This is a genomic window from Lampropedia aestuarii, assembly GCF_004803635.1.
GTDB classification, from domain to species: domain Bacteria; phylum Pseudomonadota; class Gammaproteobacteria; order Burkholderiales; family Burkholderiaceae_C; genus Lampropedia; species Lampropedia aestuarii.
Window position 1 is genome coordinate 93,972 of the sequence record NZ_SSWX01000005.1, and the last position, 21,045, is coordinate 115,016.

A 21,045-nucleotide genomic window follows, 5' to 3' on the forward strand; every position below is an offset into this window, starting at 1 on the left:
CGCGGCTGCGCGGAGCGTATGAACAGGCTCTTAGCGCACTCAACAAAGCGGGATGAACAAGTGATGGAGCCTTTGGTTGAACCTGCAGCGGCGCTCAGCCCTGCAGAACAGGCGCGTTATGCGCGCCACACGGAGTTGCAAGGTTTTGGCCTGACTGCCCAGCTGCGTATGAAAAACGCCCGTGTGCTGGTGATTGGCGCTGGTGGTCTGGGCTCGGCCATCGTGCCTTACCTGGCCGCAGCTGGTGTCGGTGTATTGGGCATTGTCGATGACGATGTGGTGGACCTGTCGAACCTGCAGCGCCAGGTGATGCACAGTGTGGCCACCATCGGCATGGCCAAAACCGAGTCGGCCAAGCAGCATGTGCAAGGCCTCAATCCCCATGTGGAGGTGGTCACACACCGCCTGCGTTTGACGGCTGGCAATGCATTGGAGATTTTGCGTGGTTACGACCTGGTGCTGGACGGCGCGGACAATTTCGCGACCCGCTATCTGGTCAGCGACGCCGCAGAAATACTGGGCATCCCTTGCGTATGGGGCAGTATCTTGCAGTTTGAAGGGCAATTGAGCGTGTTCTGGCGCGGCCATGGCCCGACTTACCGCGATGTGTTCCCCGAGCCGCCTGAGCCGGGTGAGGTGCCTTCTTGTGCGCAAGCGGGTGTGTTGGGTGTATTGCCTGGGCAAATTGGCTCTCTGATGGCGGCTGAGGCCATCAAATTGATCACCGGCATTGGCACGCCTTTGCTAGGGCGTTTGATGCTGTTTGATGCATTGCACACGCGTTGGCGCGAAATGCGCGTGATGGCCGATCCCGATCGCCCAGCCGTGCAGGCATTGATGGCCGATTACCCGGCTTTTTGTGGTTTGCCACAAGCCTCAAGCCAAGTTGCTCGTCTGACCTTAGAGGATTTTGCCGCAAGCCTTGTGCGCACCGAGCCAGCCCACAGGCGGCTGGTCGATGTGCGCCAAGCGCAAGAGGCACAAATGGGCATGATAGATGGTGCTGAGTTGCTGCCTTTGCCCGAACTATTGCAACTGAGCCGTGCGGAGCAGATCTTAGAGCGTCTGCCAGGTCTGCGTGAGCACGATCCGGTTGTGCTGTATTGCCAGTCTGGGCAGCGTGCGATGGCCGCGGCTGCGCATTTGCACAAGCTGGGCTTCAAGCAAGTGCAGGTGCTAGAGGGTAATGTCGCGGCTTGGCAGGCCTATAAAGCCGCGCATGCTGAAGGGACTTAGAGCCTGTTCAAAGTCTCGACGCAGTCGCCCAAGGCACAAAAAAGAGGCAGTACAAGACGCCAGTTGCAGCTCATACGTCTGTATGAGCAAAACGGGCAACGCAGTAATGCGCTTTTTTGTGCCTTGCCCTTCGGGTTGGAGCCCAAAAGGCACGCTGCTTTGTTAAAAATCCTCGCTGGGCAGATAGCCCGACTGCGGTTTTTGCCGCGCATCGAATCCTTTTGGGCTCCAACGCGGTCTGCGTGGAGCCTTTGAAAGGCTCTTAGGGCTGGTGTGAATTAACAGGGGCGTTTAGTGCCCCCGTTTGTCTGGCGCGTAACGCATAGCGGCTGCGTATACACAGGCCACAGGCGTGAGGATTCTCAGTGCTCTTGCAATTGGGCTTGCGAGGAGTGCCACTTGGTGACCAACTCGTGCAATTGCAGTGCATTGTCTGAGGCAATCATCGCATCACGCAGGTCGACGTTGCTGAGCAATTCGGCAATTTCAGACAGTATTTCCAAATGCTTTTCTGTGGCCGCCTCAGGCACCAGCAAAAAAATCATCAAGCTGACAGGCAGATCATCGGGGGCATCGAAGCCAATGGGGGTGGCCAATTGAAAAATAGCCGCCATTGGCGCACGCAAACCTTTGATGCGGCCATGTGGGATAGAGACACGGTGCCCCAATCCGGTAGAGCCCAATCGCTCCCGCGCAAACAAACTATCTGTTACGACGGCGCGAGAGAGACCATGCAGGTTCTCAAACAGCAGACCTGCTTCTTCAAATGCACGCTTCTTACTGGTGACCTCTACGTTCACCAATACGCGCTCGGGGGGAAGAATGGATGCTAAACGGTTCATAAGTGGGCTCATATTATGCATGCATGAGCGCAGGACAATAAAAAATTGTAAATATTCCCCTCGGAGGTATGACCCAACCGCTATCGGTTAGGCAGAAAAAATGCCATTTGGGCGTGAAGCCAAATGGCATGCCGCTCAGGGGGCGAACCGCTTAAAGGAGTCAGCTAGCCTTTAGGCCAGTGGCTGCACCTGCGCGCAGTTCGCACCATAGATCATACAGAGAGGGTTTTTTTGTGCGCTTGATGGTCGTGCTCTTTCAATTTGTCTTTAAAGCGCACGACCTGACGGTCCAGCTTGTCGACCATATCATCGATGGCTGCATACAAGTCTTCGTGGGTCGATTTTACATGCAGGTCGCCTCCTTTGAGCAGGACGGTCGTCTCGGCACTTTGACGGCCTTCTTTCTCTTTGGCATTCTCCAGCGATAGCAGGACACGGACATCAATGACTTGGTCAAAGCGCTTGATAGCACGGGCTAGTTTGTTGGTCACAAATTCCCTGAGTGCAGGGGTGACTTCCAGGTGATGTCCGCTAATGGTCAGATTCATAAAGCATGCTCCTTCTCATTTACCAAATCTGACGCAGTGTCTGCCAGCCCAATGGCCTAGCGGTCCTCAAACAGTCAGTGGCACTGCGCCTTACCCACAGACCCGCTATTGCAAGCGATAACCGACAAATGCTTGTGGAGTGAATGCGCTTGTCAATACCAAAGTCCGTTCGCACACTATGCGCGTTTGGCGCTGTTTGCGCAAGCAAGCCCAGTTTAAGTCGGGTTTTATGCGCTTGTATTGGCTGGCGCAGTAAAGTGCGTCAGAATGTCAAATGGTCATGGTGCTGCCTTTTTACTGTGCTAGTGGGAGGCTCTGGTGCTGCACCTGTTTCGGTGCGGGCCTGTTGGGCTTGGCCAATCGCTGCGCTCTTTCTTGTGCCTTGCACGATTGCGCGGAGCTGATGAACCAGCTCCTCAAGCCCCCGAGGCTGACTGCGCTAACAAGGTTGCAGATTCTGCCAATTGCTGCTGCTGACTACCTCTCTTTGCCAAAGCCCATGCACAATACTTTGGCGCATGCAACGGCGCGTATTGGCTCCAGCCTGATGCGGTTTGCATGGCTGTACAACGATTTGTGCCAAAGCCAATGCTGCTTTGGCTGCCATCCCTGTCGCGTTGCGATCTGAGCCTTATTAGAGGAGACCACCATGACGAATTTGCCAGGCCTGAACTACCAATTGGGTGAGGATATTGATGCTCTGCGTGATGCAGTGCGTGACTTTGCCCAGGCAGAAATTGCGCCCTTGGCCGCTGAGATTGACCGCAGCGACCAGTTTCCTATGCACCTGTGGCAGAAAATGGGGGCATTGGGGGTGCTCGGTATTACTGTGCCGGAGGCCTATGGTGGCGCCAATATGGGCTATTTGGCACACATGATTGCGATGGAGGAAATCTCCCGTGCCTCGGCCTCGGTAGGCCTGTCCTATGGCGCGCACAGCAATTTGTGCGTCAATCAGATCAAGCGCAATGGCACTGAAGCGCAAAAGCAAAAATACCTGCCCAAACTGATTTCTGGCGAGCATGTCGGCGCATTGGCCATGAGTGAGCCAGGCGCAGGCTCTGATGTCATCAGCATGAAACTCAAGGCCGAAGACAAGGGTGGTTACTACCTGCTCAACGGCAATAAGATGTGGATCACCAATGGGCCAGATGCGGACACCATGGTGGTGTATGCCAAAACCGAGCCTGAGCTGGGCGCACGCGGCGTGACCGCCTTCATCGTTGAAAAAGGCATGAAAGGCTTTTCGACTGCGCAAAAACTAGACAAGCTGGGCATGCGCGGCAGCCACACCGGCGAGATGGTGTTCCAAAACGTCGAGGTCCCAGAGAGCCATATTCTGGGTGGCTTGAATCAGGGCGCCAAGGTGCTGATGAGCGGCTTGGATTATGAGCGTGCAGTGCTGGCTGCTGGCCCGATCGGCATCATGCAGGCTGTGATGGACAATGTCGTGCCCTACATCCACGACCGCAAGCAGTTTGGCCAAAGCATTGGTGAATTCCAGCTGATCCAAGGCAAGGTGGCCGATATGTACACGGTCCTGCAAGCGGGCCGCGCCTTTCTGTATACGATTGGCAAGAACTTGGATGTGCTGGGCGCGGACCATGTGCGCCAGGTGCGCAAGGACTGTGCGTCCGTGATTCTGTGGTGTGCCGAGCAAGCGACCAAAATGGCTGGCGACGGCGTACAAATTTTTGGCGGCAATGGCTATATTAACGAATATCCGCTGGGTCGCCTGTGGCGCGACGCCAAGTTGTACGAGATTGGCGCCGGTACCAGTGAAATCCGTCGCATGCTGATTGGCCGAGAATTGTTTGCAGAAACCATGTGACGATGTAGGGAATACCAGTATTTGTCGCGCAGCAAAGTTGCCAGCGACTGACTGCTGCAGACGCTTTTTAGCGCTCTGTAGCAGATGGTTTGTGTGGTGCGCGCGTGCAGGCTCGCTGCAAATGCCGTGTTGCAGTGCGACAATACGCTCCGTTGACAGTTACGAAAGCAAGCATGCCATCATTGAAACAACTGTTTGAAAATAACCGCCAGTGGGCGGCCAGCATGGAGCGTGAGCGCCCTGGTTTTTTCACTCGTTTGCAAGAACAGCAGCATCCCAAGTACATGTGGATTGGCTGCTCTGACAGCCGTGTCCCAGCCAACCAGATCACCGGATTGGATCCAGGGGAGGTGTTTGTGCACCGCAACGTCGCCAACGTGGTGGTGCCCACTGATTTGAACTGCCTCTCGACCATTCAGTATGCGGTCGATCAGCTGCATGTCGAGCATTTGATGGTGGTGGGCCACTACGGCTGTGGTGGAGTGTACGCAGGCCTGACAGACCACCGCGTGGGCCTGGCCGACAACTGGATTCGCCACGTCAAGGACGTGCGTGACAAGCACTGGTCGATTTTGGAGGCGATAGATGAAAACCGCCGCCACGACGCGTTGTGTGAATTGAATGCGATTGAGCAGGTGCTCAATGTAGCCCACACCACCGTGGTCAAAGACGCGTGGGCTGCTGGCGAGAAGCTGGTTCTGCACGGTTGGTGCTACCACCTGACCAATGGCTTGATCACCAATTTGGAGATGACGGTACTGGACCAGGAGAATTTGCGCCCGGCCTACCAAAAGGCCCTGGCGCTGGTCAGCGAGCGTTACCGCTGAGCCACTGGCTGCCGATCTGAATCGCCAAGTGCTTCACTTGGCGTGTTGGTGGTTTCGGCATGGGCTTGCTGGCCAAACAATGGCAGACTCGCCGCTGGCAAGCTGATGTCTTCGACGCGCCGTGGCACACCAATCGGCGCGCCTGTCGCATTGCCGGTTTGCACGGCCAAAATATCTTCTTCGCTAGGGTATTGGCCCGTCAGCCAGTAGTCCATCACGCGCCTGGCGATAGGGGCAGCGGCGGCGGCGCCAAAGCCGGCGTTCTCCACAATCAAAGCGATAGCGATTTGTGGATTCTCTACCGGTGCGAAGGCAATATACAAAGAATGGTCACGCTGCGATTCGGCCAGTTTGGCGGCGTTGTAGCGCTCGCGCTGGCCCACCGTGGCCGCTTGAGCTGTGCCGGTTTTGCCCGCCGAGCGGTAAGGTGCGCTACCAAAAATGCGTCTGGAGCTGCCCGTTTGTGCGACCCGTTCCATGCCATCGAAGATGACCTGGATGTTTTCCTTGCTATAACCTAGCGGCTCGGGTGCTGGCTGCGGAATGCCCAGCAATTCATTGCGCATGGCATCCAAGCGGCCTTTGGCCAGGTGGGGCGTATAGCGTGTGCCGCCATTGGCCAGCGTGGCGACTGCACTGGCCAGTTGCAGCATCGTGAAGCTGTTGTAGCCTTGGCCAATTCCCAGCGAGACCGTATCGCCAGGAATCCAGTTTTTGCGGCGGGCATCGCTAAAGGCTTCGCGCTTCCAGTCGCGGCTGGGCAAAATACCGCGCCCTTCGCCATTGAGGTCAATGCCAGTGATTTGGCCAAACCCCAAGGGCTTCATGAAGTCGTGGATTTTGTCCACGCCCATCTCATAAGCCAGTGAGTAATAGTAAACATTGCTGGAGCGTTCAATGCTGCGGCGCATATCGGTCGGGCCCACCGCATGGCCGCTGCGGTAATTGTGACCTGCCAGCGTCCAGGTGCCGTTGTCTTGAATAATGGTGTTGGCGCCGCGCGAGCCGGTCTCTAGTGCCGCCAAGGCCATGAACGGTTTGTACGTCGAGCCAGGCGGGTAGGTGCCGCGCAAGGCGCGGTTGAACAAGGGGCGGTCCAATGATTCGTTCAGGGCCTGCCAGTTTTCCTGGTCGATGCCTTCGACAAACAGATTGGGATCGTAAGTCGGCATGCTGACCATGGCCAGAATTTCGCCATTTTGCGGGTCAATCGCGACCAGCGCGCCGCGCCGATTGCCATACAAGCGCTCTATCAATTGCTGCAGCTTCACATCCAGCGAGAGCACCACGGTGCTGCCTGAGCGCGCTGGTGAGGTGTCCATGACCCGAATCGGCCGCCCGGCCGATGACTTCTCCAGCTCCTCAACGCCGGTGATGCCATGCAGCTCACTCTCATAGCGGTCTTCAATGCCGGTTTTGCCGATATGGGTCGAGCCGCGGTAATTGGCCTCTTCCTCGCGCTCTTCGATGCGCTCCACATCGCGCTGGTTGATGCGCCCGATATAGCCGACGACGTGGCTGGCGGTTGTGCCCATCGGATAAGAGCGAAACAGGCGGGCTGCGATTTGCACACCAGGAAAACGGTAGCTTTGGGCGGTAAACCGCGCAACTTCTTCCTCGGTCAGCTGGGTGCGAATAGGCAGCGAGTCATAGGGACCGGCTTCGCTGCGCAAGCGCGCAAAGCGCCTGCGGTGAATGGGTTGGATGTCGATGATTTGAGCCAGCTCGTTGAGCGTGCCTTCCAGATCACGCACCCGTGATGGCCAGATCTCCAAGGTGTAGGCCGAGTAGTTGCTGGCCAGCAGCACGCCATTGCGATCGACGATGTTGCCGCGGTAGGGCACGATAGGCACAACCGCCGTGCGGTTGCTCTCGGCCCGCCGCATGAAATCGTCATGGCGAATGACCTGCAAGTAATAAGCGCGAATGCCCAGCAGCGCCAGGCACAAGGCAACTGCCAGCGCCACCACCCAGACACGCAACATAAAGCGGCTGGAGTCGTGTTTGACTTCTTCAAAATCTGTCATTGCCTGCGCGTTCGTTGTCTATGGCTATGCCCATTTGCGGCGCGAGCAGCAAGCGCCGAATAAAAGGCCACAAGGCTGCCTCTAGCAGTACGGCCACCACAATGGACAAATGCGGCAGTTCACGGCTGGAGATCCAGCCGGTCATCGCTTGCAGCGCCGCGGCTATGGCAAACGGCACCAGCAGCAAAACGCCTTGCTGGATGCCGGTCTGGTACCAAAGAATCCGGTTGCGTGAGGCCTGCACCCAGCTGACCACCACAATATAAGCGAGCGCATGCTGGCCCAGCAAGCTGGCCGAATGCACATCCATGGCCAGACCTAGGATAAACGCAATCACGATGCCCACGCGGGAGGGCTGGTATAAGGCCCAGAATGTCAGCACGACCAATAAGACGTCCGGGCGCCAAAACAGGGGGCCAAGCGGCAAGAGCTCAAGGCACAGGGCCAGCAGCAGGCTCATCGCAATAAAGCTGCCTTTGGCTGGGCGCAGAATATGTTGGGGGTGTCGCATGCGGGCCATTATCGACTTCTGGACAAAGCCGCCTCAGTGGCAGGTGTGCTCGAAGGTGGGGCGTAGCGCTGCTGTGCACCGGCCTGTTCATCGGGGAGTTCGGGGCCATACTCGCCATGCATGCCAACTGGATCTAGCACCATCACGTAGCGGGCACTGTGCACCTGGGCCACGGGCTTGGCAAGAATGCGCATAAAGGGCGCATCGTTGTGGGTTTCTACAAACGTGACTTCTGCGACCGGCACGCCTTGGGCGTAGTAGCCATCAATGCCACTGGTGATCAGCATATCGCCTTCTTGCACATCCGAGCCGGCTGGCACAAAGCGCAGCTCGATGCCATTGCCGGGGCGATTCGATGCCTCGCCAAATGCCACCATGCGCAGCCCGGTGCGCAAATTCATGACAGGCACAGTTTGGTCGCGGTCGGTGACTACCCGCACCTCGCTCGACAGCGGGTAGGCCTGGGTGACTTGGCCCAGCACACCAAATGAGTCGAGTACCGGCGCGCCTTGCCTCACGCCTGCGGTCAAGCCTTTGTCGATGATCAGGCGGTTGGTATAAGGATCAGGTGCTTCGTAGGCAATCTCAGCGGTCAAGGCCTTGGTGGGCAGCCGCTCACGCAAGCCCAGCATGGCGCGCAGATTGTCGTTCTCACGCTCCAGCGCTCCCACATGGTTGATGCGTTCGGCCATCTCGACAGCACGGCGCTCGGCATCATGGGCGGCACTTTGTGCCTCTTGCATATTGCGCGTGTAGTCTCTCGCGGTCTGCCAGGCTTGTACAGGTTTCCACATCAGCCATTGCAGCGGATATATCGCGGTGGCAACGGTCTGGCGTATGGGGCTAGTGACCTGAAAGCGCACATCGACCACCATCAGCAGCACGGCCAATGCGCTCAGCACCAGTAGCTTGGCCGCTTGTGAAGGTCCTTGGGAGAAGATGCGGGGCGTGCTGCGCTCAAACATCAGTAGCCCTTGGCTGCAAATGGGGTGCTAGAAACGGCAGTATGGCAGGCTGGGCGTGTTTTGGGGGCGTGCTGGCAACAAGCCTTGAGTCTTGTTGCTTCGCACCCGCGCACTGCTTAGCCCTCGTGGGTGAAGATGCTGGCCATGTCGTCCAAACGATCGAGCGCCATGCCACAGCCGCGCACCACACAGGCCAGTGGTGTTTCTGCGACCAGCACAGGCAGGCCAGTTTCCTCGGCCAGTAAGCGGTCCAGATCGCGCAGCAGTGCGCCGCCGCCGGTCAGCATCATGCCGCGCTCGGCAATGTCTGCCCCCAGCTCTGGCGGGGTTTGCTCCAGCGCAGTTTTCACGGCCGAGACAATTTGGTTCAGTGGTTCGGTCAGCGCTTCCAGCACCTCGTTGCTTGAGATCGTGAAGCTGCGCGGCACGCCTTCGCTCAGATTGCGGCCTTTGACTTCCATCTCCAGCACTTCGCCGCCTGGGAAGGCCGAGCCAATGTTCTTTTTAATGGCTTCAGCGGTTTGCTCACCAATCAACATGCCGTAGTTGCGGCGAATGTAGTTGACAATGCCTTCGTCAAATTTGTCACCGCCCACACGGACGCTGCCTTTGTAGACCATGCCGCCAAGCGAAATGACGCCGACTTCAGTGGTGCCGCCGCCAATGTCAACCACCATCGAGCCGCGCGCCTCAGAGACAGGTAAGCCTGCACCGATGCCAGCAGCCATTGGCTCTTCAATCAAGTAAACTTTGGAGGCGCCCGCTTTGAGCGCGGCGTCTTTGATGGCGCGGCGCTCAACCGGCGTCGAGCCGCAAGGAACACAAATGATAATGCGCGGCTGGGGAGCGAGCATCGAGCGCGGATGCACCATGCGGATAAACTGCTTGATCATCTGCTCGGTGATGACGAAGTCGGCAATCACGCCATCCTTCATGGGGCGAATTGCCTCGATATTACCAGGCACCTTGCCCAGCATGGCTTTGGCTTCACCGCCAACGGCCAGAATCATTTTTTTGCCGTTGGCGCCTGCGCCGTGGCGAATGGCAACAACCGATGGCTCATCCAGCACAACCCCTTTGCCACGGGCAAAAATCAAGGTATTGGCAGTGCCCAAATCAATGGCCAGATCGGTTGAAAAATAGCGACGCAATGGTCCGATCATTTAAAAATCCTTTGCCAACCAGCACCTCTGGGCGGCTGGCTTGGCGAGCGCAAATACGTAGAGAGGGCTGTGGGTGCGCATGGGTGGCTAACAGCAAAGTGGTTAGACTGCGACCGAACAAGCCCTCAAATGTTCTGAAAATGCATTAAAGGGCAGATAATACTCCATCCCTCGAATCTTTTGGCCCTTCGCTGGGCATTTCCAGCGCCTTGCCAAACAAATTTACATCCTGTTGATTTGTCACAGAATTATTAAAATTTACCATGCCTTTATCTCTCGAAGAAATTCAGCGCATTGCCAACCTCTCGAAGTTGGCATTCGACGAGTCGCAAAGCCTTGCAATGCAAAGCAAAATCAACAGCTTCTTTGAGCTTGTTGAGCAAATGGATGCGGTTGATACGGCGGGTGTTGAGCCTCTTTTTCACCCTGTTTCGGTGGTGCAAGAGATTGCGCTGCGCCTGCAGGACGATGTGGCCGATACCGGCAACCACCGCGCAGGCAATATGCAAAATGCCCCGGCGGCAGAAAATGGTTATTTTTTAGTACCAAAGGTGATCGAGTAAGCCCCGCTTGCTGCTGGTCATGCGTTGTTTTGCCACAGCCTGTGGCCAAACCTCTTTTTACTTGTTTTTAAAGCCATGCCCCCTGTGGCCGGCACTGCACGGCAGTGCCCGCAGGCGGATGGCACGAATTGACTATGAGCCAAGCTCCCCTACACCAACAAAGCGTGCGTGAGTTGACCACTGCACTGCGCCAGCGCGATGTCTCGGCCACTGAGGTGGCGCAGCACTTTTTAGACCGCAGCAAGGCCCACCCAGAGCTGGCGGCCTACCTTGCACTGGATGAGGCGGCCACCTTGGCACAAGCCCAAGCGGCAGACCAGCGTTTGGCCGCCGGTACGGCAGGTGCGCTCGAAGGTCTGCCTTTGGCGCACAAAGACATTTTTGTCACCAAGGACTTTGCATCGACTGCCGCGTCGAAAATGCTGCAAGGCTACCGCTCGCCGTTTGATGCAACCGTGGTGCGCAAACTGGCCGATGCCGGCGTGGTCACGCTGGGTAAAGTCAGCTGCGACGAATTCGCGATGGGTTCGGGCAATGAAAACACGGCCGTTGCTCCTGTGGGCGCCGCTGCGGCCGCACCGGTACGCAACCCTTGGGATGCCAGCCGCGTGCCTGGTGGTTCTTCTGGAGGCAGCGCCGCCGCTGTGGCTGCTGGTTTGGCGCCTGCTGCGACCGGCACCGACACTGGCGGCTCGATCCGCCAGCCTGCGGCGTTTTGCGGTATCACCGGCATCAAGCCGACCTATGGCCGCGTCAGCCGCTACGGCATGATCGCGTTTGCCTCCAGCCTGGACCAGGCCGGCCCGATGGCCCGCAGCGCCGAAGACTGCGCGCTGTTGCTGTCGGCCATGGCAGGTCCTGATCCGGAGCGCGACTCGACCAGTTTGAATACGCCTGCAGAAGACTTCAGCCTGCAATTGAACGAGTCCATCGACGGTTTGCGCATTGGCGTGCCAGCCGAATTCTTTGGCGAGGGCATTGACGCCGATGTGCGTACGGCCATCGATGCGGCCTTGAAAGAATACGAAAAACTCGGCGCCAAGCTGGTGCCTGTGGCTTTGCCGCGCACCGAGTTGTCGATCCCGGTCTACTACATCATCGCGCCGGCCGAAGCCTCGTCGAACCTGAGCCGTTTTGATGGCGTGAAATTCGGCCATCGCGCCAAAGACTACGCCGACCTGCAAGAAATGTACGTCAACACCCGCACCGAAGGTTTTGGTGACGAGGTCAAGCGCCGCATCATGGTCGGCGCCTACGTGCTCTCGCACGGCTACTACGACGCCTACTACCTCAAAGCCCTGAAGATCCGCCGCATCATTGCCAACGACTTCCAAAACGCGTTCAAAGACTGTGACGTGATTGCCGGCCCAGTGGCGCCTAGCGTGGCTTGGGCCATTGGCGAGAAAGCCAATGACCCGGTCGCCAACTACCTGGCCGACATCTTCACGCTGCCTGCTTCATTGGCCGGTTTGCCCGGCATGAGCCTGCCTGTTGGCTTGGGCGCGGGCGGCATGCCGGTGGGCCTGCAGCTCATTGGCAATTACCTGCAAGAGTCCAAGCTGCTGAACGTCGCACACCGCTTCCAGCAGGCCACGGACTTCCATCTGCAACGCCCAGCTGGTTTTTGAAGCCCCCGATTTTCTCGATTGATATGACAGCACCCAAACTCATCAACGGCTACGAAGTCGTCATCGGCTTTGAAACCCACGCCCAATTGGCGACCAACAGCAAAATTTTCAGCCGCGCCGCCATCGGTTTTGGCGCTGAGCCCAACACCCACACCAGCGCGCTGGACTGCGCCTTGCCCGGCACCTTGCCAGTCATGAACAAGCATGCAGTGGCCCACGCCATTCGTCTGGGTCTGGCATTGGGCAGCCACGTCGCGCCCGTGAGCATTTTTGCGCGCAAAAACTACTTCTACCCCGACCTGCCCAAGGGCTACCAGATCAGCCAGTTTGAGATTCCGGTCGTGCAAGGCGGTGAAGTCAGCTTCTTCTTGGGCGACGAGAAAAAAACCGTGCGCCTGGTGCGCGCGCACCTGGAAGAAGATGCGGGCAAGTCCGTGCACGACCAATTTCCCGGCGAGTCCGGCATTGACCTCAACCGCGCTGGCACGCCGCTCTTGGAGATTGTCACCGAGCCTGATATTCGCTCCAGCGAAGAGGCCGTGGCTTACGCCAAAGAACTGCACAAAATCGTCACCTGGATTGGCATTTGCGACGGCAATATGCAAGAGGGCAACTTCCGCTGTGACGCCAACGTCTCGGTGCGCAAACCTGGCGCGCCGCTGGGCACCCGCCGCGAGATCAAAAACCTCAACAGCTTTCGCAATATGCAAATTGCGATCGACTATGAGATCCGTTGGCAGATCGAGCAAATCGAAGACGGCTACGACATCCAGCAAGCCACTGTGCTGTTCAACCCCGATACGGGCGAGACCCGCGCCATGCGCACAAAAGAAGACAGCGCCGATTACCGCTACTTCCCCGACCCGGACCTGCCGCCACTAGTGATCGCGCCAGAATGGGTTGAGCAAGTCAAAGCCGAGATGCCTGAATTGCCACGCCAAATGGCCGAGCGTTTTGTGCGTGACTACAGCCTGCCAGAATACGACGCCACCATCGTCACGCAAAGCCGTGCAATGGGCGCGTACTTTGAAGACGCGGCCAAAACCTCTGGCCAGGCCAAGCTGGTGAGTAACTGGATCATGGGCGAGGTCTCGCGCCGTTTGAACAACGAAGAAATAGGCATTGAAGCGGCGCCCGTACAACCCGCTGCGTTGGCTGCATTGATTGGCCGCATCGTGGACAACACCATCAGCAACAACGCCGCCAAGCAGGTGTTTGAAGCCTTGTGGAATGCACCAACAGCTTCAGGCCAGAGCGCGTTGGGTGAAATTACTGTGGCTGGTCAGCTTTCTGTCGATGCGATCATCGAGTCCAAAGGCCTCAAGCAAATGAACGACACGGGCGCGCTGGAAGCCATCATCGACGAGGTGATGGCCAACAACGCCGCCAACGTCGAGCAATACCGCGCGGGTAAAGACAAGGCCTTTAATGCGCTGGTGGGTCAGGTGATGAAGGCCAGCAAAGGCAAGGCCAATCCGGCGCAGGTCAATGCGTTGTTGAAGGCTAAGTTGGGTTAAGCGTGCGCGCTTAGTCAGTGAATGGGTGTCTGCAGCCTGGATGAATTGCCTGATGTGCTTGATGGTGATTCGTTGAGGTTGCCCATTGATGGCCGTGTGATTGGCTTAGCGCTGCATCTGCGCACGCAACAGCAATTCTCGGATTAGCCGCTTGTCGGCGCTTTGATTGAAGCTCCTGGTTCAATCAAAGCCATGGATTTTTTTGTTATGGAATGGCTTGGCCATGAATTCTCTTGAGAGCGCGTCTTTGATTGTTTTAGACGCCGTCAGCAAACGCTTTGACCTCCCCGATGGCCGCACTTTTGATGCGGTCAAATCCGTCTCGTTGCACATCCCGGCTGGCTCTATTTTTGGCCTGATTGGCCAAAGCGGAGCAGGCAAATCGACGCTGCTGCGCCTGATCAATTTGCTCGAGCGCCCCGACAGCGGCAGTGTGGTGGTGGATGGCCAGGACTTGACGGCTTTGCCCAAATCCCAGCTGCGCCAGGCGCGGCAAAACATTGGCATGATTTTTCAGCAGTTCAATCTGATGCAAAACGCCACGGTGTTTGAGAACGTCGCCTTCCCGCTGAGCCTGCATGGCAAGCGCAGCAAGAAAGAGATTGCACAGCGCGTGGCCGAGTGTTTGGCCTTGGTGGGCCTGTCTGAAAAATCGGGCAGTTACCCGGCGCAATTGTCGGGCGGGCAAAAGCAGCGCGTGGCGATTGCACGCGCCTTGGCGCCGCGCCCGCATGTGATGCTGTGCGATGAGCCGACCTCGGCGCTGGATACCGGCACGACCCGCACGGTCTTGCAAACCCTGCGCGAGATCAACCAGAAACTGGGTGTGACGATCGTGATCGTCACACACGAGTTGTCGGTGGTGCAAGCCTTGTGTGACCGCGTGGCCGTGGTTGAAGCCGGTGAAGTGGTGGAGGAATTTGCTGTGGCTGATGCATCTACACCGCGCCGCAGTGTGCTGGGCAAAGAGCTGGCCGTTGAGCAGCAGCGCCAGCACATTTTGCAAGAGTGGGAGGCGCAGCAGGCTGCGGCGCCACAGGCCAGCCATTGATGCAGGCAAGCGAACGCCTGCGCTGGGATGCGCTGGCGTATTGGCGGTATTTTTTGCTTGGCCGCTGCTGCGGTGGCAGGCCAATTGTTTGATTGAGTGGTGTGTATGTCTGAGAATCTTGTCGCCCTTCTTCCTGAATTGTGGATCGCACTAGGCCAGACTGGCTTGATGCTGGGCATTGGCCTGGTCGCTGCGATTGTGCTGGGCGGTCCATTGGGGGTGCTGCTGTTCTTGCTCAGCCCCGGCCAGTCGATGGCGCACCGTGGTGCGTATTTGATCCTGAGCTGGGTCGTCAACACCGTGCGCTCATTCCCGTTCATCATTTTGCTGGTGGCCTTGGTGCCGTTCACGCGCATTGTTGCGGGCACGTCCATTGGGCCGTTGGCCGCTGCGGTGCCGCTGTCAGTCGCTGCGATTCCGTACTTTGCCAGGCTGGTGGAGCAAAGCATTCGTGAAGTGCCGCGTGGCGTGATCGAAGCGGCCCACGCGATGGGCGCCTCCGAGCTGCAAATTGTCTGGCGCGTGCTGGTGCGCGAAGCCCGCTCGGGCCTGATATTGGCGCTGACAGTGTTGGCTGTGAGCTTCTTGTCGTACTCGGCCATTGCCGGTGTGGTCGGCGGCGGCGGTATTGGCGACTTGGCGATTCGCTATGGCTACTACCGCTTTCAAACCGATGTGATGCTGCTGACCGTGGGCATCCTGATTGTGCTGGTGCAAATCATCCAGTTTGGCGGCAATGCGTTGGCTGCCAAGCTCGATAAGCGTTGAAGCGGCAGCACATGTCAACCAATGGGGTATGGCGGACATTGGAATTGTTGGAAATGCCCTTATATGACGCAACTGCCAGTGCTGCGATGCACTGCGATGTCTGTTTGAATGGTTCGAGGTACTGAGCTGCCTCATGAGGAGTGAATATGTCTTTTCTTCGTCGCCACTTGTTGCTGGCTGCTGCTGCTACCGCGTTTGGTCTGGCTACCAATGTGTATGCGGCCGACCCGGCTAAAACCAATTTGACCTTGGGCGCCACCGCTGGCTACAACTACGATGTGCTCAAACTCGCGATTGCCCCGCAGTTGGAAAAAGAGGGCTACAAAGTGCGCCTGGTCGAGTTCAACGACTACGTGCAGCCTAATATGGCTTTGGCGCAAGGTGCGCTGGACGCCAATTTGTTCCAGCACATTGCCTACCTGAACCGTTTCAAAGAAGACCAAAAGTTGGATTTGACTGATCTGGTGCAAAGCACGACCGCGCCAATGGGCGTGTACTCGGAAAGCATCACGTCTTTGGCCGATTTGCCGGACGGCGCACGCGTGACCCTGCCTAACGACCCAAGCAACCTGGCCCGTGCCTTGCAATTGCTGGTGCAGCAAAAGCTGATCACCGTCAAGGCCGATGCCGATCCGCTGCGCGTGAGCGAGCGTGATGTAGAGCAAAACAGCAAAAACCTGAAGTTTGTGCCGATTGAAGCCGCGCAATTGCCGCGCACTCTGGGCGATGCCGCGATTGCCATCGTGCCTGGCAACTTTGCCACTTCGGCTGGCCTGAAATTCACCAGCGCATTGGCGCTGGAAGTGCCACCGGTCAACTACCAACAAGTGGTGGCCGTGCGCGCAGCCGATGTCGACACCCCATGGGCCAAGGACATCAAGCAAGCGTTTGGCACGCCGTACTTCAAGGAAGTGCTGGACAAAGAGTTCCCTGGCTACACACGCCCAGCGGCTTTGCAATAAGCACCTGATGGGCTGATTGTGCTGTGGCCATGCGCTGCAGCACGGTGAGAGCCAATCCCCACAACACCAGCCCAATGGCTGGTGTTTTTTTGTATCAACTCCGCACAAAATGTCCTAGGCTGCCGCGTTTTACTCTATTGTTGCGCCATTGCAGTGCATGCTGCGCTTTGAGGGAGGGGAACAATGCGGATTCGGTCCTTTTTTATTGAGGCTTGGCGCATGGCGCCATTCAGAGTCGTGCCGGCCTTGATCACCACGGCGGTGTTGGTCGGTTTGCTGTGTGTGCCGACGCCAGAGGGCTTGAGCGACGATGGTTGGCGCATGCTGGCCATTTTTCTGACCACGATTGTGGCCATCATCTCCAAGGTCATGCCGATTGGCGTGATGGCTTTGATGGCGCTGGTGATTGTGGCACTCTCCAAAGTCACCTCCGACAGCTCCAAGGCTGCGGTGACCGATGTGCTCAGCAGCATGTCCAACCCGTTGATCTGGCTGATTGTCATCGCCATTTTGATTTCATTGGGTTTAAAAAATACCGGCCTGGGCAGGCGCTTGGGCATGTTTTTCATTGCGATTTTGGGCAAACGCACGATTGGCATTGGCTACGGCCTGACCCTGTGCGAACTGCTGCTGGCACCAGTCACACCGTCCAATACGGCGCGCGGCGGCGGCATCATGCACCCGATCATGAAGTCGATTGCGACCGGCTTTGACTCTGACCCGGCCAAGGGCAGTGAGCGCAAGGTCGGTACTTATTTGGCCTTGGTCAACTACCACGCCAACCCGATCACCTCGGCCATGTTCTTGACCGCCACCGCGCCCAATCCGCTGGTGCAAAGCTTTGTCAGCAAAGCCACGGACGGCGCGATCACCCTGACCTGGACGACTTGGGCGCTGGCCATGTTGGTGCCGGGTTTGGCGGCGCTGTTCTTGATGCCTTTGGTGATTTATCTGCTGGCGCCGCCCGAGCTCAAACACACGCCAGACGCGGTACTGATGGCCAAGCGCGAGCTGCATGAGATGGGCAGTCTGTCGACCAAAGAAATCATCATGCTGGGCACCTTTGTATTGCTGCTGCTGCTCTGGGCGAATGTGCCTGCGATGGTTTTTGGCCCCAGTTTTAACCTGGACCCAACGGCGGTGGCTTTGCTGGGTCTGTTTATTTTGGTGATTACCGGCACGATCAGCTGGAATGATGTGCTGGGTGAGAAAAGCGCCTGGGACACGTTGATCTGGTTTGGCGCCCTGGTGATGATGGCCGAGCAGCTCAATAAACTGGGCGTGATCAGCTGGTTCTCCAAGCTGATGGAAAACGGCATTGTGTCGTCTGGCATGCCTTGGGAGGCTGCGGCTTTGGTGCTGGTGTTGGTCTTTACGCTGAGCCACTATGCGTTTGCCTCGACCACTGCGCACATCAGCGCGATGATGCTGGCGTTCTTGACCGTTGGCCTGGCCTTGGTGCCAGCGCCTTACCAAGGCCTGTTTGTGCTGATGATGGTGGCTGCCTCGGCGATCATGATGACCTTGACGCATTACGCCACCGGCACCTCGCCCATCATTTTTGGCAGTGGCTATGTGACCATGGGCCACTGGTGGGGCGTGGGCCTGGTGATGTGCCTGGTCGAGCTGCTGATTTTTGCTGTCGTTGGCGGCCTGTGGTGGAAGGCGCTGGGGTACTGGTAAGCCACAGCAGCAATGGCATGGTTTGGCAGCGCCACACTGCCAAACCCTGCGTTTAACGCAGCACTTTTGAAGGCACTTCGTGTGTCAGCTGCAGCAAGCCGTCGAGAATAAAAAAGTGGTCGTCAAAAAAGCGCTCTGGCATGTGGCCCAGCTCGGCAATGGGCACCCACAACGCGGCTTTGGCGTCGTCTGCGCCTTGCACCGCAGGCGGCGTGCCATAGCCCAAATCAAAATGGAATACATGCGTGACCGTGCGCCCGCGCAGGCTGCGGTCCGGGTGGTCAAACACCCGGCTGGTGCGCAGCGCTTGGCGCCAGCTGTCTTCGCTGATGTCCAGCATGGTCTCTTCACGCAATTCGCGCAGGCACGACTGCCACAGCGTATCGCGTGGCTCCAGATAACCACCGGGCAAGGCGTACAGGCCCTGTCCAGGCATTTGCCCGCGCTCGACCAGCAGCACATGGCCCTGGCATTGCACCAGCGCATCGACGGTGATGAACATCGGCGGGTAGGGCGCGCTGGCCCACGACTGGTGGTAGCTTTTGAGCATTTGCCACTCTTGCTGCAGCAGCGCGAAATCAGCACTTGTGCGCCACTGCAGCAGCCACTGTGCCACTGCCTCTGGCACATGGGCCAGGAGCAGGTTGTGCAAGGCGTCCAGCTCTGTTGGTGCCGCATCCAGGGCGGTTGCAAAGCAGGCTTGGCGCACTACGGTGGCATCGGTTTGGCCCTGGCGCGGGAAGTTCAGCAGCTCCCAGGTGGGGAACTGGGCCAGATAAGCGCTGCTGGCATCTTTGAAGTGGCCAACCAGGGCCACGGTTGGCGTGGCACCAGGCAGCGATTGCGCCAACAGGTCTTTGACGCCACTGTGCACCGCTTGCACCCAGCGCGCTTCATCGTAAAAGTCGCGCATCGCCAGAAACTGCACACGCTGACGGTCGACTTCGGGCAGTGCGGCCAGCAGCATGTCCCGGCGTTCTTGCCAGGTAAACGGGTTTTTCGGCGTGCGCGACTGGAAGGCCGAGCCCAGCACAACCACGACACGCTCTGCGGCATTCAGTGCATGGCGCAGCATGGCCAGATGGCCTGAATGTGGGGGTTGGAATCGGCCAATGAAAATTGCAGCATCGAATCGGTGGGCCATGCAAAACACTCCGTGAATGTGTCTGTCAGCGCTTGTCAGTCTGCCTTTGATGGTGCAGCGGCAGGGCTTGGGCGCAGCATATCCACATGGGGTATGCCGTCTTCTAAATAGGGCGCGCTGTCAGCTACAAAGCCGACTGAGCCATAAAAGGCCTGCAAATGGCTTTGTGCGCTGAGGCGAATCGCTCTGCCAGGGTAGAGGCGTTCGGTCGCGGCAATCGCCTCCTGCATCAAGGCGCGGCCGAGTTGGAGGGCGCGAAACTCCGGCAAGACGATCACGCGCCCAATCGAGGGTTCGGCGAATTTCAAGCCAGGGCCAACAATGCGCGCATAGGCGCTCAATTGGCCGTTGCTGCGGCCTTGCAGGTGATGGGCCGCGGCGTCGTAGTCGTCCACCTCCTGGTAGGGGCAGTGTTGTTCGACGACAAAAATTGCCACCCGTGCCTGCACAATCTCCAGCAATTCGCTGGTGCTGAGCTCGGACAGGGGCGCACAGCGGAACTGGACGTTTGGCTGGGCGGGCACTGTCATGGCTGTTTGACCTGGAACACCTGCATCAAGTAGTTGAGGAAGGTTTGGTCATCACACAGCAGCTTGCCAGGCGAGTCGGAGATTTTCGCCACCGGCTGGCCATTGGCACTGGTGAGCTTCATCACAATGGACAGCGGCTTCAGGCCCATGTCATTGGTCAGCTGCGTGCCAATGCCAAAGCCGCATTGCGTGCGGTCGGCAAAGTGGTGGTAGATGCGCAGCGCTTCTGGCACATCCAGACCGTCCGAAAACACCAGGCGTTTGGTGTGGGCGTCAATGCGCAGCCTGGCGTAATGCGCCAAGGCTTTCTCACCCCAGACTACCGGATCGCCCGAGTCATGGCGCAGGCCATCGAACAGCTTGGCAAAATACAAATCAAAGTCGGCGATGAATGCGTCCATGCCGACCGTGTCGGTGAGGGCGATGCCCAAATCCCCGCGGTACTCTTGCACCCAGCTCTCCAGCGCGGCTTTTTGGAAGTTGCGCAGCTGCACGACGCCCAGTGCCTGGTAGGTCTGGAAGTATTCGTGCGCCATCGTGCCAATGGGCACAATGTCCAGGTCCATCGCCAATTGCACGTTGGAGGTGCCTTTGAACCACTGCGGTGTTTCTTGCGCGAAGGTTTGCACGACATGGTGCTGCCACTGGCGCGAATAGCGCCTGCGCACGCCAAAGTCAAACAGCTCGAACGGGTGGCGCAAGGCCGCTTCGCGGCCCAGGGTCTTGAGCTCTTCGACTTTGATGGCCAGGCGTTTTTTACCTTCAGTCAGCGCGGCCTGGGCATCGTACTGGCGAAAGTACAGCTCATTGACGATGGCCAGCACAAAGATCTCAAAGCCCATCACATGCACTTGCGGGCCTTTGGCCTCGATGTGCAAGTCATCGCCTTCTGCGTATGCGCGAATGAATGGGCGTTGGAATTGAAAGATGCGCAGAAAATCAATGAAATCGGACTTGATAAAGCGCAAAGCGCCCAGGTACGCCAGTTCTTTTTCGCTAAAGCGCAATTGGCACAGCTGGTCCAGCTCGTGGTTGACCGCATCAAGCAGCAGGCTGAGTGGGAACTGCGGTTTTTTGCGACAGACAAACCGGTACTCCGCCTGCGTTTGGGGGTGGCGATGCAGCATCGCTTGCCACATCGTGAACTTGTACAAGTCCGTGTCTAGCAGGCTGGTGATGATGGGCTCAGTGCTGAACTGGGCGCTGGCTGAATGCATGGGGTCTCCGAATCGGTCTCAAAGCCAGTGCC

The 21,045-nt window shown here is 57.9% G+C and carries 19 protein-coding genes; 10 read left to right on the forward strand and 9 right to left on the reverse strand.

Annotated elements, in window-relative coordinates; all coding sequences use genetic code 11:
* Positions 1 to 63: 63 nt before the first annotated feature.
* Entirely contained in the window at positions 64 to 1,236 is a 1,173-nt protein-coding gene (gene moeB, locus E8K88_RS05255) for a molybdopterin-synthase adenylyltransferase MoeB (RefSeq protein ID WP_205880027.1), read from the forward strand.
* A 362-nt stretch (positions 1,237 to 1,598) separates the two neighbouring features.
* Here the strand turns inward: moeB and E8K88_RS05260 are convergent, their stop codons facing one another.
* Entirely contained in the window at positions 1,599 to 2,078 is a 480-nt protein-coding gene (locus E8K88_RS05260; protein WP_136405607.1) for a PTS sugar transporter subunit IIA, read from the reverse strand.
* 212 nt (positions 2,079 to 2,290) lie between these two features.
* Entirely contained in the window at positions 2,291 to 2,626 is a 336-nt protein-coding gene (gene hpf / locus E8K88_RS05265; protein WP_136405608.1) for a ribosome hibernation-promoting factor, HPF/YfiA family, read from the reverse strand.
* A gap of 649 nt (positions 2,627 to 3,275) precedes the next feature.
* On the opposite strand from hpf, the gene E8K88_RS05270 reads away from it, so the two are divergent.
* The gene (locus E8K88_RS05270; RefSeq protein WP_136405609.1) at positions 3,276 to 4,457 is read left to right on the forward strand and encodes an isovaleryl-CoA dehydrogenase; all 1,182 of its coding nucleotides are present in this window, start codon (positions 3,276 to 3,278) and stop codon (positions 4,455 to 4,457) included.
* Between the two features lie 173 nt (positions 4,458 to 4,630).
* Complete coding sequence (gene can / locus E8K88_RS05275; RefSeq protein WP_136405610.1) at positions 4,631 to 5,284, forward strand: carbonate dehydratase; 654 nt, start codon at positions 4,631 to 4,633, stop codon at positions 5,282 to 5,284.
* On the opposite strand, the gene mrdA is transcribed toward can, so the two are convergent.
* The 4 genes from mrdA to E8K88_RS05295 all read right to left on the reverse strand — a co-directional run bounded on the left by mrdA (position 5,275) and on the right by E8K88_RS05295 (position 9,950).
* Positions 5,275 to 7,311 (reverse strand): penicillin-binding protein 2, encoded by a 2,037-nt coding sequence (gene mrdA / locus E8K88_RS05280; protein ID WP_136405611.1) that lies wholly within the window; start codon positions 7,309 to 7,311, stop codon positions 5,275 to 5,277. The two genes, can and mrdA, sit on opposite strands and share 10 nt — an antisense overlap.
* Positions 7,298 to 7,822, reverse strand: coding sequence for a rod shape-determining protein MreD (mreD, locus tag E8K88_RS05285; protein ID WP_136405612.1), 525 nt, complete (start codon positions 7,820 to 7,822; stop codon positions 7,298 to 7,300). The genes mrdA and mreD overlap by 14 nt, the downstream gene beginning before the upstream one ends.
* Positions 7,823 to 7,830: 8 nt before the next feature.
* Complete coding sequence (gene mreC, locus E8K88_RS05290; protein WP_136405613.1) at positions 7,831 to 8,787, reverse strand: rod shape-determining protein MreC; 957 nt, start codon at positions 8,785 to 8,787, stop codon at positions 7,831 to 7,833.
* Between the two features lie 116 nt (positions 8,788 to 8,903).
* On the reverse strand, positions 8,904 to 9,950 hold the full coding sequence (locus E8K88_RS05295; RefSeq protein ID WP_136405614.1) for a rod shape-determining protein: 1,047 nt from the start codon (positions 9,948 to 9,950) through the stop codon (positions 8,904 to 8,906).
* A gap of 263 nt (positions 9,951 to 10,213) precedes the next feature.
* On the opposite strand from E8K88_RS05295, the gene gatC reads away from it, so the two are divergent.
* From gatC to E8K88_RS05330, 7 genes are all read left to right on the forward strand, one after another.
* Positions 10,214 to 10,513, forward strand: coding sequence for an Asp-tRNA(Asn)/Glu-tRNA(Gln) amidotransferase subunit GatC (gene gatC, locus E8K88_RS05300; RefSeq protein WP_136405615.1), 300 nt, complete (start codon positions 10,214 to 10,216; stop codon positions 10,511 to 10,513).
* Positions 10,514 to 10,647: 134 nt separating this feature from the next.
* Positions 10,648 to 12,141: an Asp-tRNA(Asn)/Glu-tRNA(Gln) amidotransferase subunit GatA gene (gene gatA / locus E8K88_RS05305; RefSeq protein WP_136405616.1), complete on the forward strand. Its 1,494-nt coding sequence runs from the start codon at positions 10,648 to 10,650 to the stop codon at positions 12,139 to 12,141.
* A gap of 23 nt (positions 12,142 to 12,164) precedes the next feature.
* Complete coding sequence (gene gatB / locus E8K88_RS05310; RefSeq protein WP_136405617.1) at positions 12,165 to 13,658, forward strand: Asp-tRNA(Asn)/Glu-tRNA(Gln) amidotransferase subunit GatB; 1,494 nt, start codon at positions 12,165 to 12,167, stop codon at positions 13,656 to 13,658.
* A 223-nt stretch (positions 13,659 to 13,881) separates the two neighbouring features.
* Positions 13,882 to 14,709, forward strand: coding sequence for a methionine ABC transporter ATP-binding protein (locus tag E8K88_RS05315; RefSeq protein WP_136405618.1), 828 nt, complete (start codon positions 13,882 to 13,884; stop codon positions 14,707 to 14,709).
* Positions 14,710 to 14,814: 105 nt separating this feature from the next.
* Positions 14,815 to 15,477 carry a methionine ABC transporter permease gene (locus E8K88_RS05320; RefSeq protein ID WP_136405619.1) on the forward strand — a complete coding sequence of 221 codons (663 nt, stop codon included), beginning with the start codon at positions 14,815 to 14,817 and terminating at the stop codon, positions 15,475 to 15,477.
* A 146-nt stretch (positions 15,478 to 15,623) separates the two neighbouring features.
* A complete protein-coding gene (locus E8K88_RS05325; RefSeq protein WP_136405620.1) occupies positions 15,624 to 16,439 on the forward strand; it encodes a MetQ/NlpA family ABC transporter substrate-binding protein in 816 nt (271 codons plus the stop codon).
* 183 nt (positions 16,440 to 16,622) lie between these two features.
* Positions 16,623 to 18,122, forward strand: coding sequence for a DASS family sodium-coupled anion symporter (locus E8K88_RS05330; RefSeq protein WP_136405621.1), 1,500 nt, complete (start codon positions 16,623 to 16,625; stop codon positions 18,120 to 18,122).
* A 52-nt stretch (positions 18,123 to 18,174) separates the two neighbouring features.
* On the opposite strand, the gene E8K88_RS05335 is transcribed toward E8K88_RS05330, so the two are convergent.
* Genes E8K88_RS05335 through pncB form a run of 3 tightly spaced genes read right to left on the reverse strand, consistent with a single transcriptional unit; the run spans position 18,175 to position 21,013 of the window.
* Positions 18,175 to 19,266 (reverse strand): bifunctional nicotinamide-nucleotide adenylyltransferase/Nudix hydroxylase, encoded by a 1,092-nt coding sequence (locus tag E8K88_RS05335; RefSeq protein WP_136405622.1) that lies wholly within the window; start codon positions 19,264 to 19,266, stop codon positions 18,175 to 18,177.
* 35 nt (positions 19,267 to 19,301) lie between these two features.
* The gene (locus E8K88_RS05340; RefSeq protein WP_136405623.1) at positions 19,302 to 19,796 is read right to left on the reverse strand and encodes a GNAT family N-acetyltransferase; all 495 of its coding nucleotides are present in this window, start codon (positions 19,794 to 19,796) and stop codon (positions 19,302 to 19,304) included.
* Positions 19,793 to 21,013 (reverse strand): nicotinate phosphoribosyltransferase, encoded by a 1,221-nt coding sequence (gene pncB, locus E8K88_RS05345; RefSeq protein WP_136405624.1) that lies wholly within the window; start codon positions 21,011 to 21,013, stop codon positions 19,793 to 19,795. Before pncB ends, E8K88_RS05340 begins: the two co-directional genes overlap by 4 nt.
* Positions 21,014 to 21,045 lie beyond the last annotated feature (32 nt).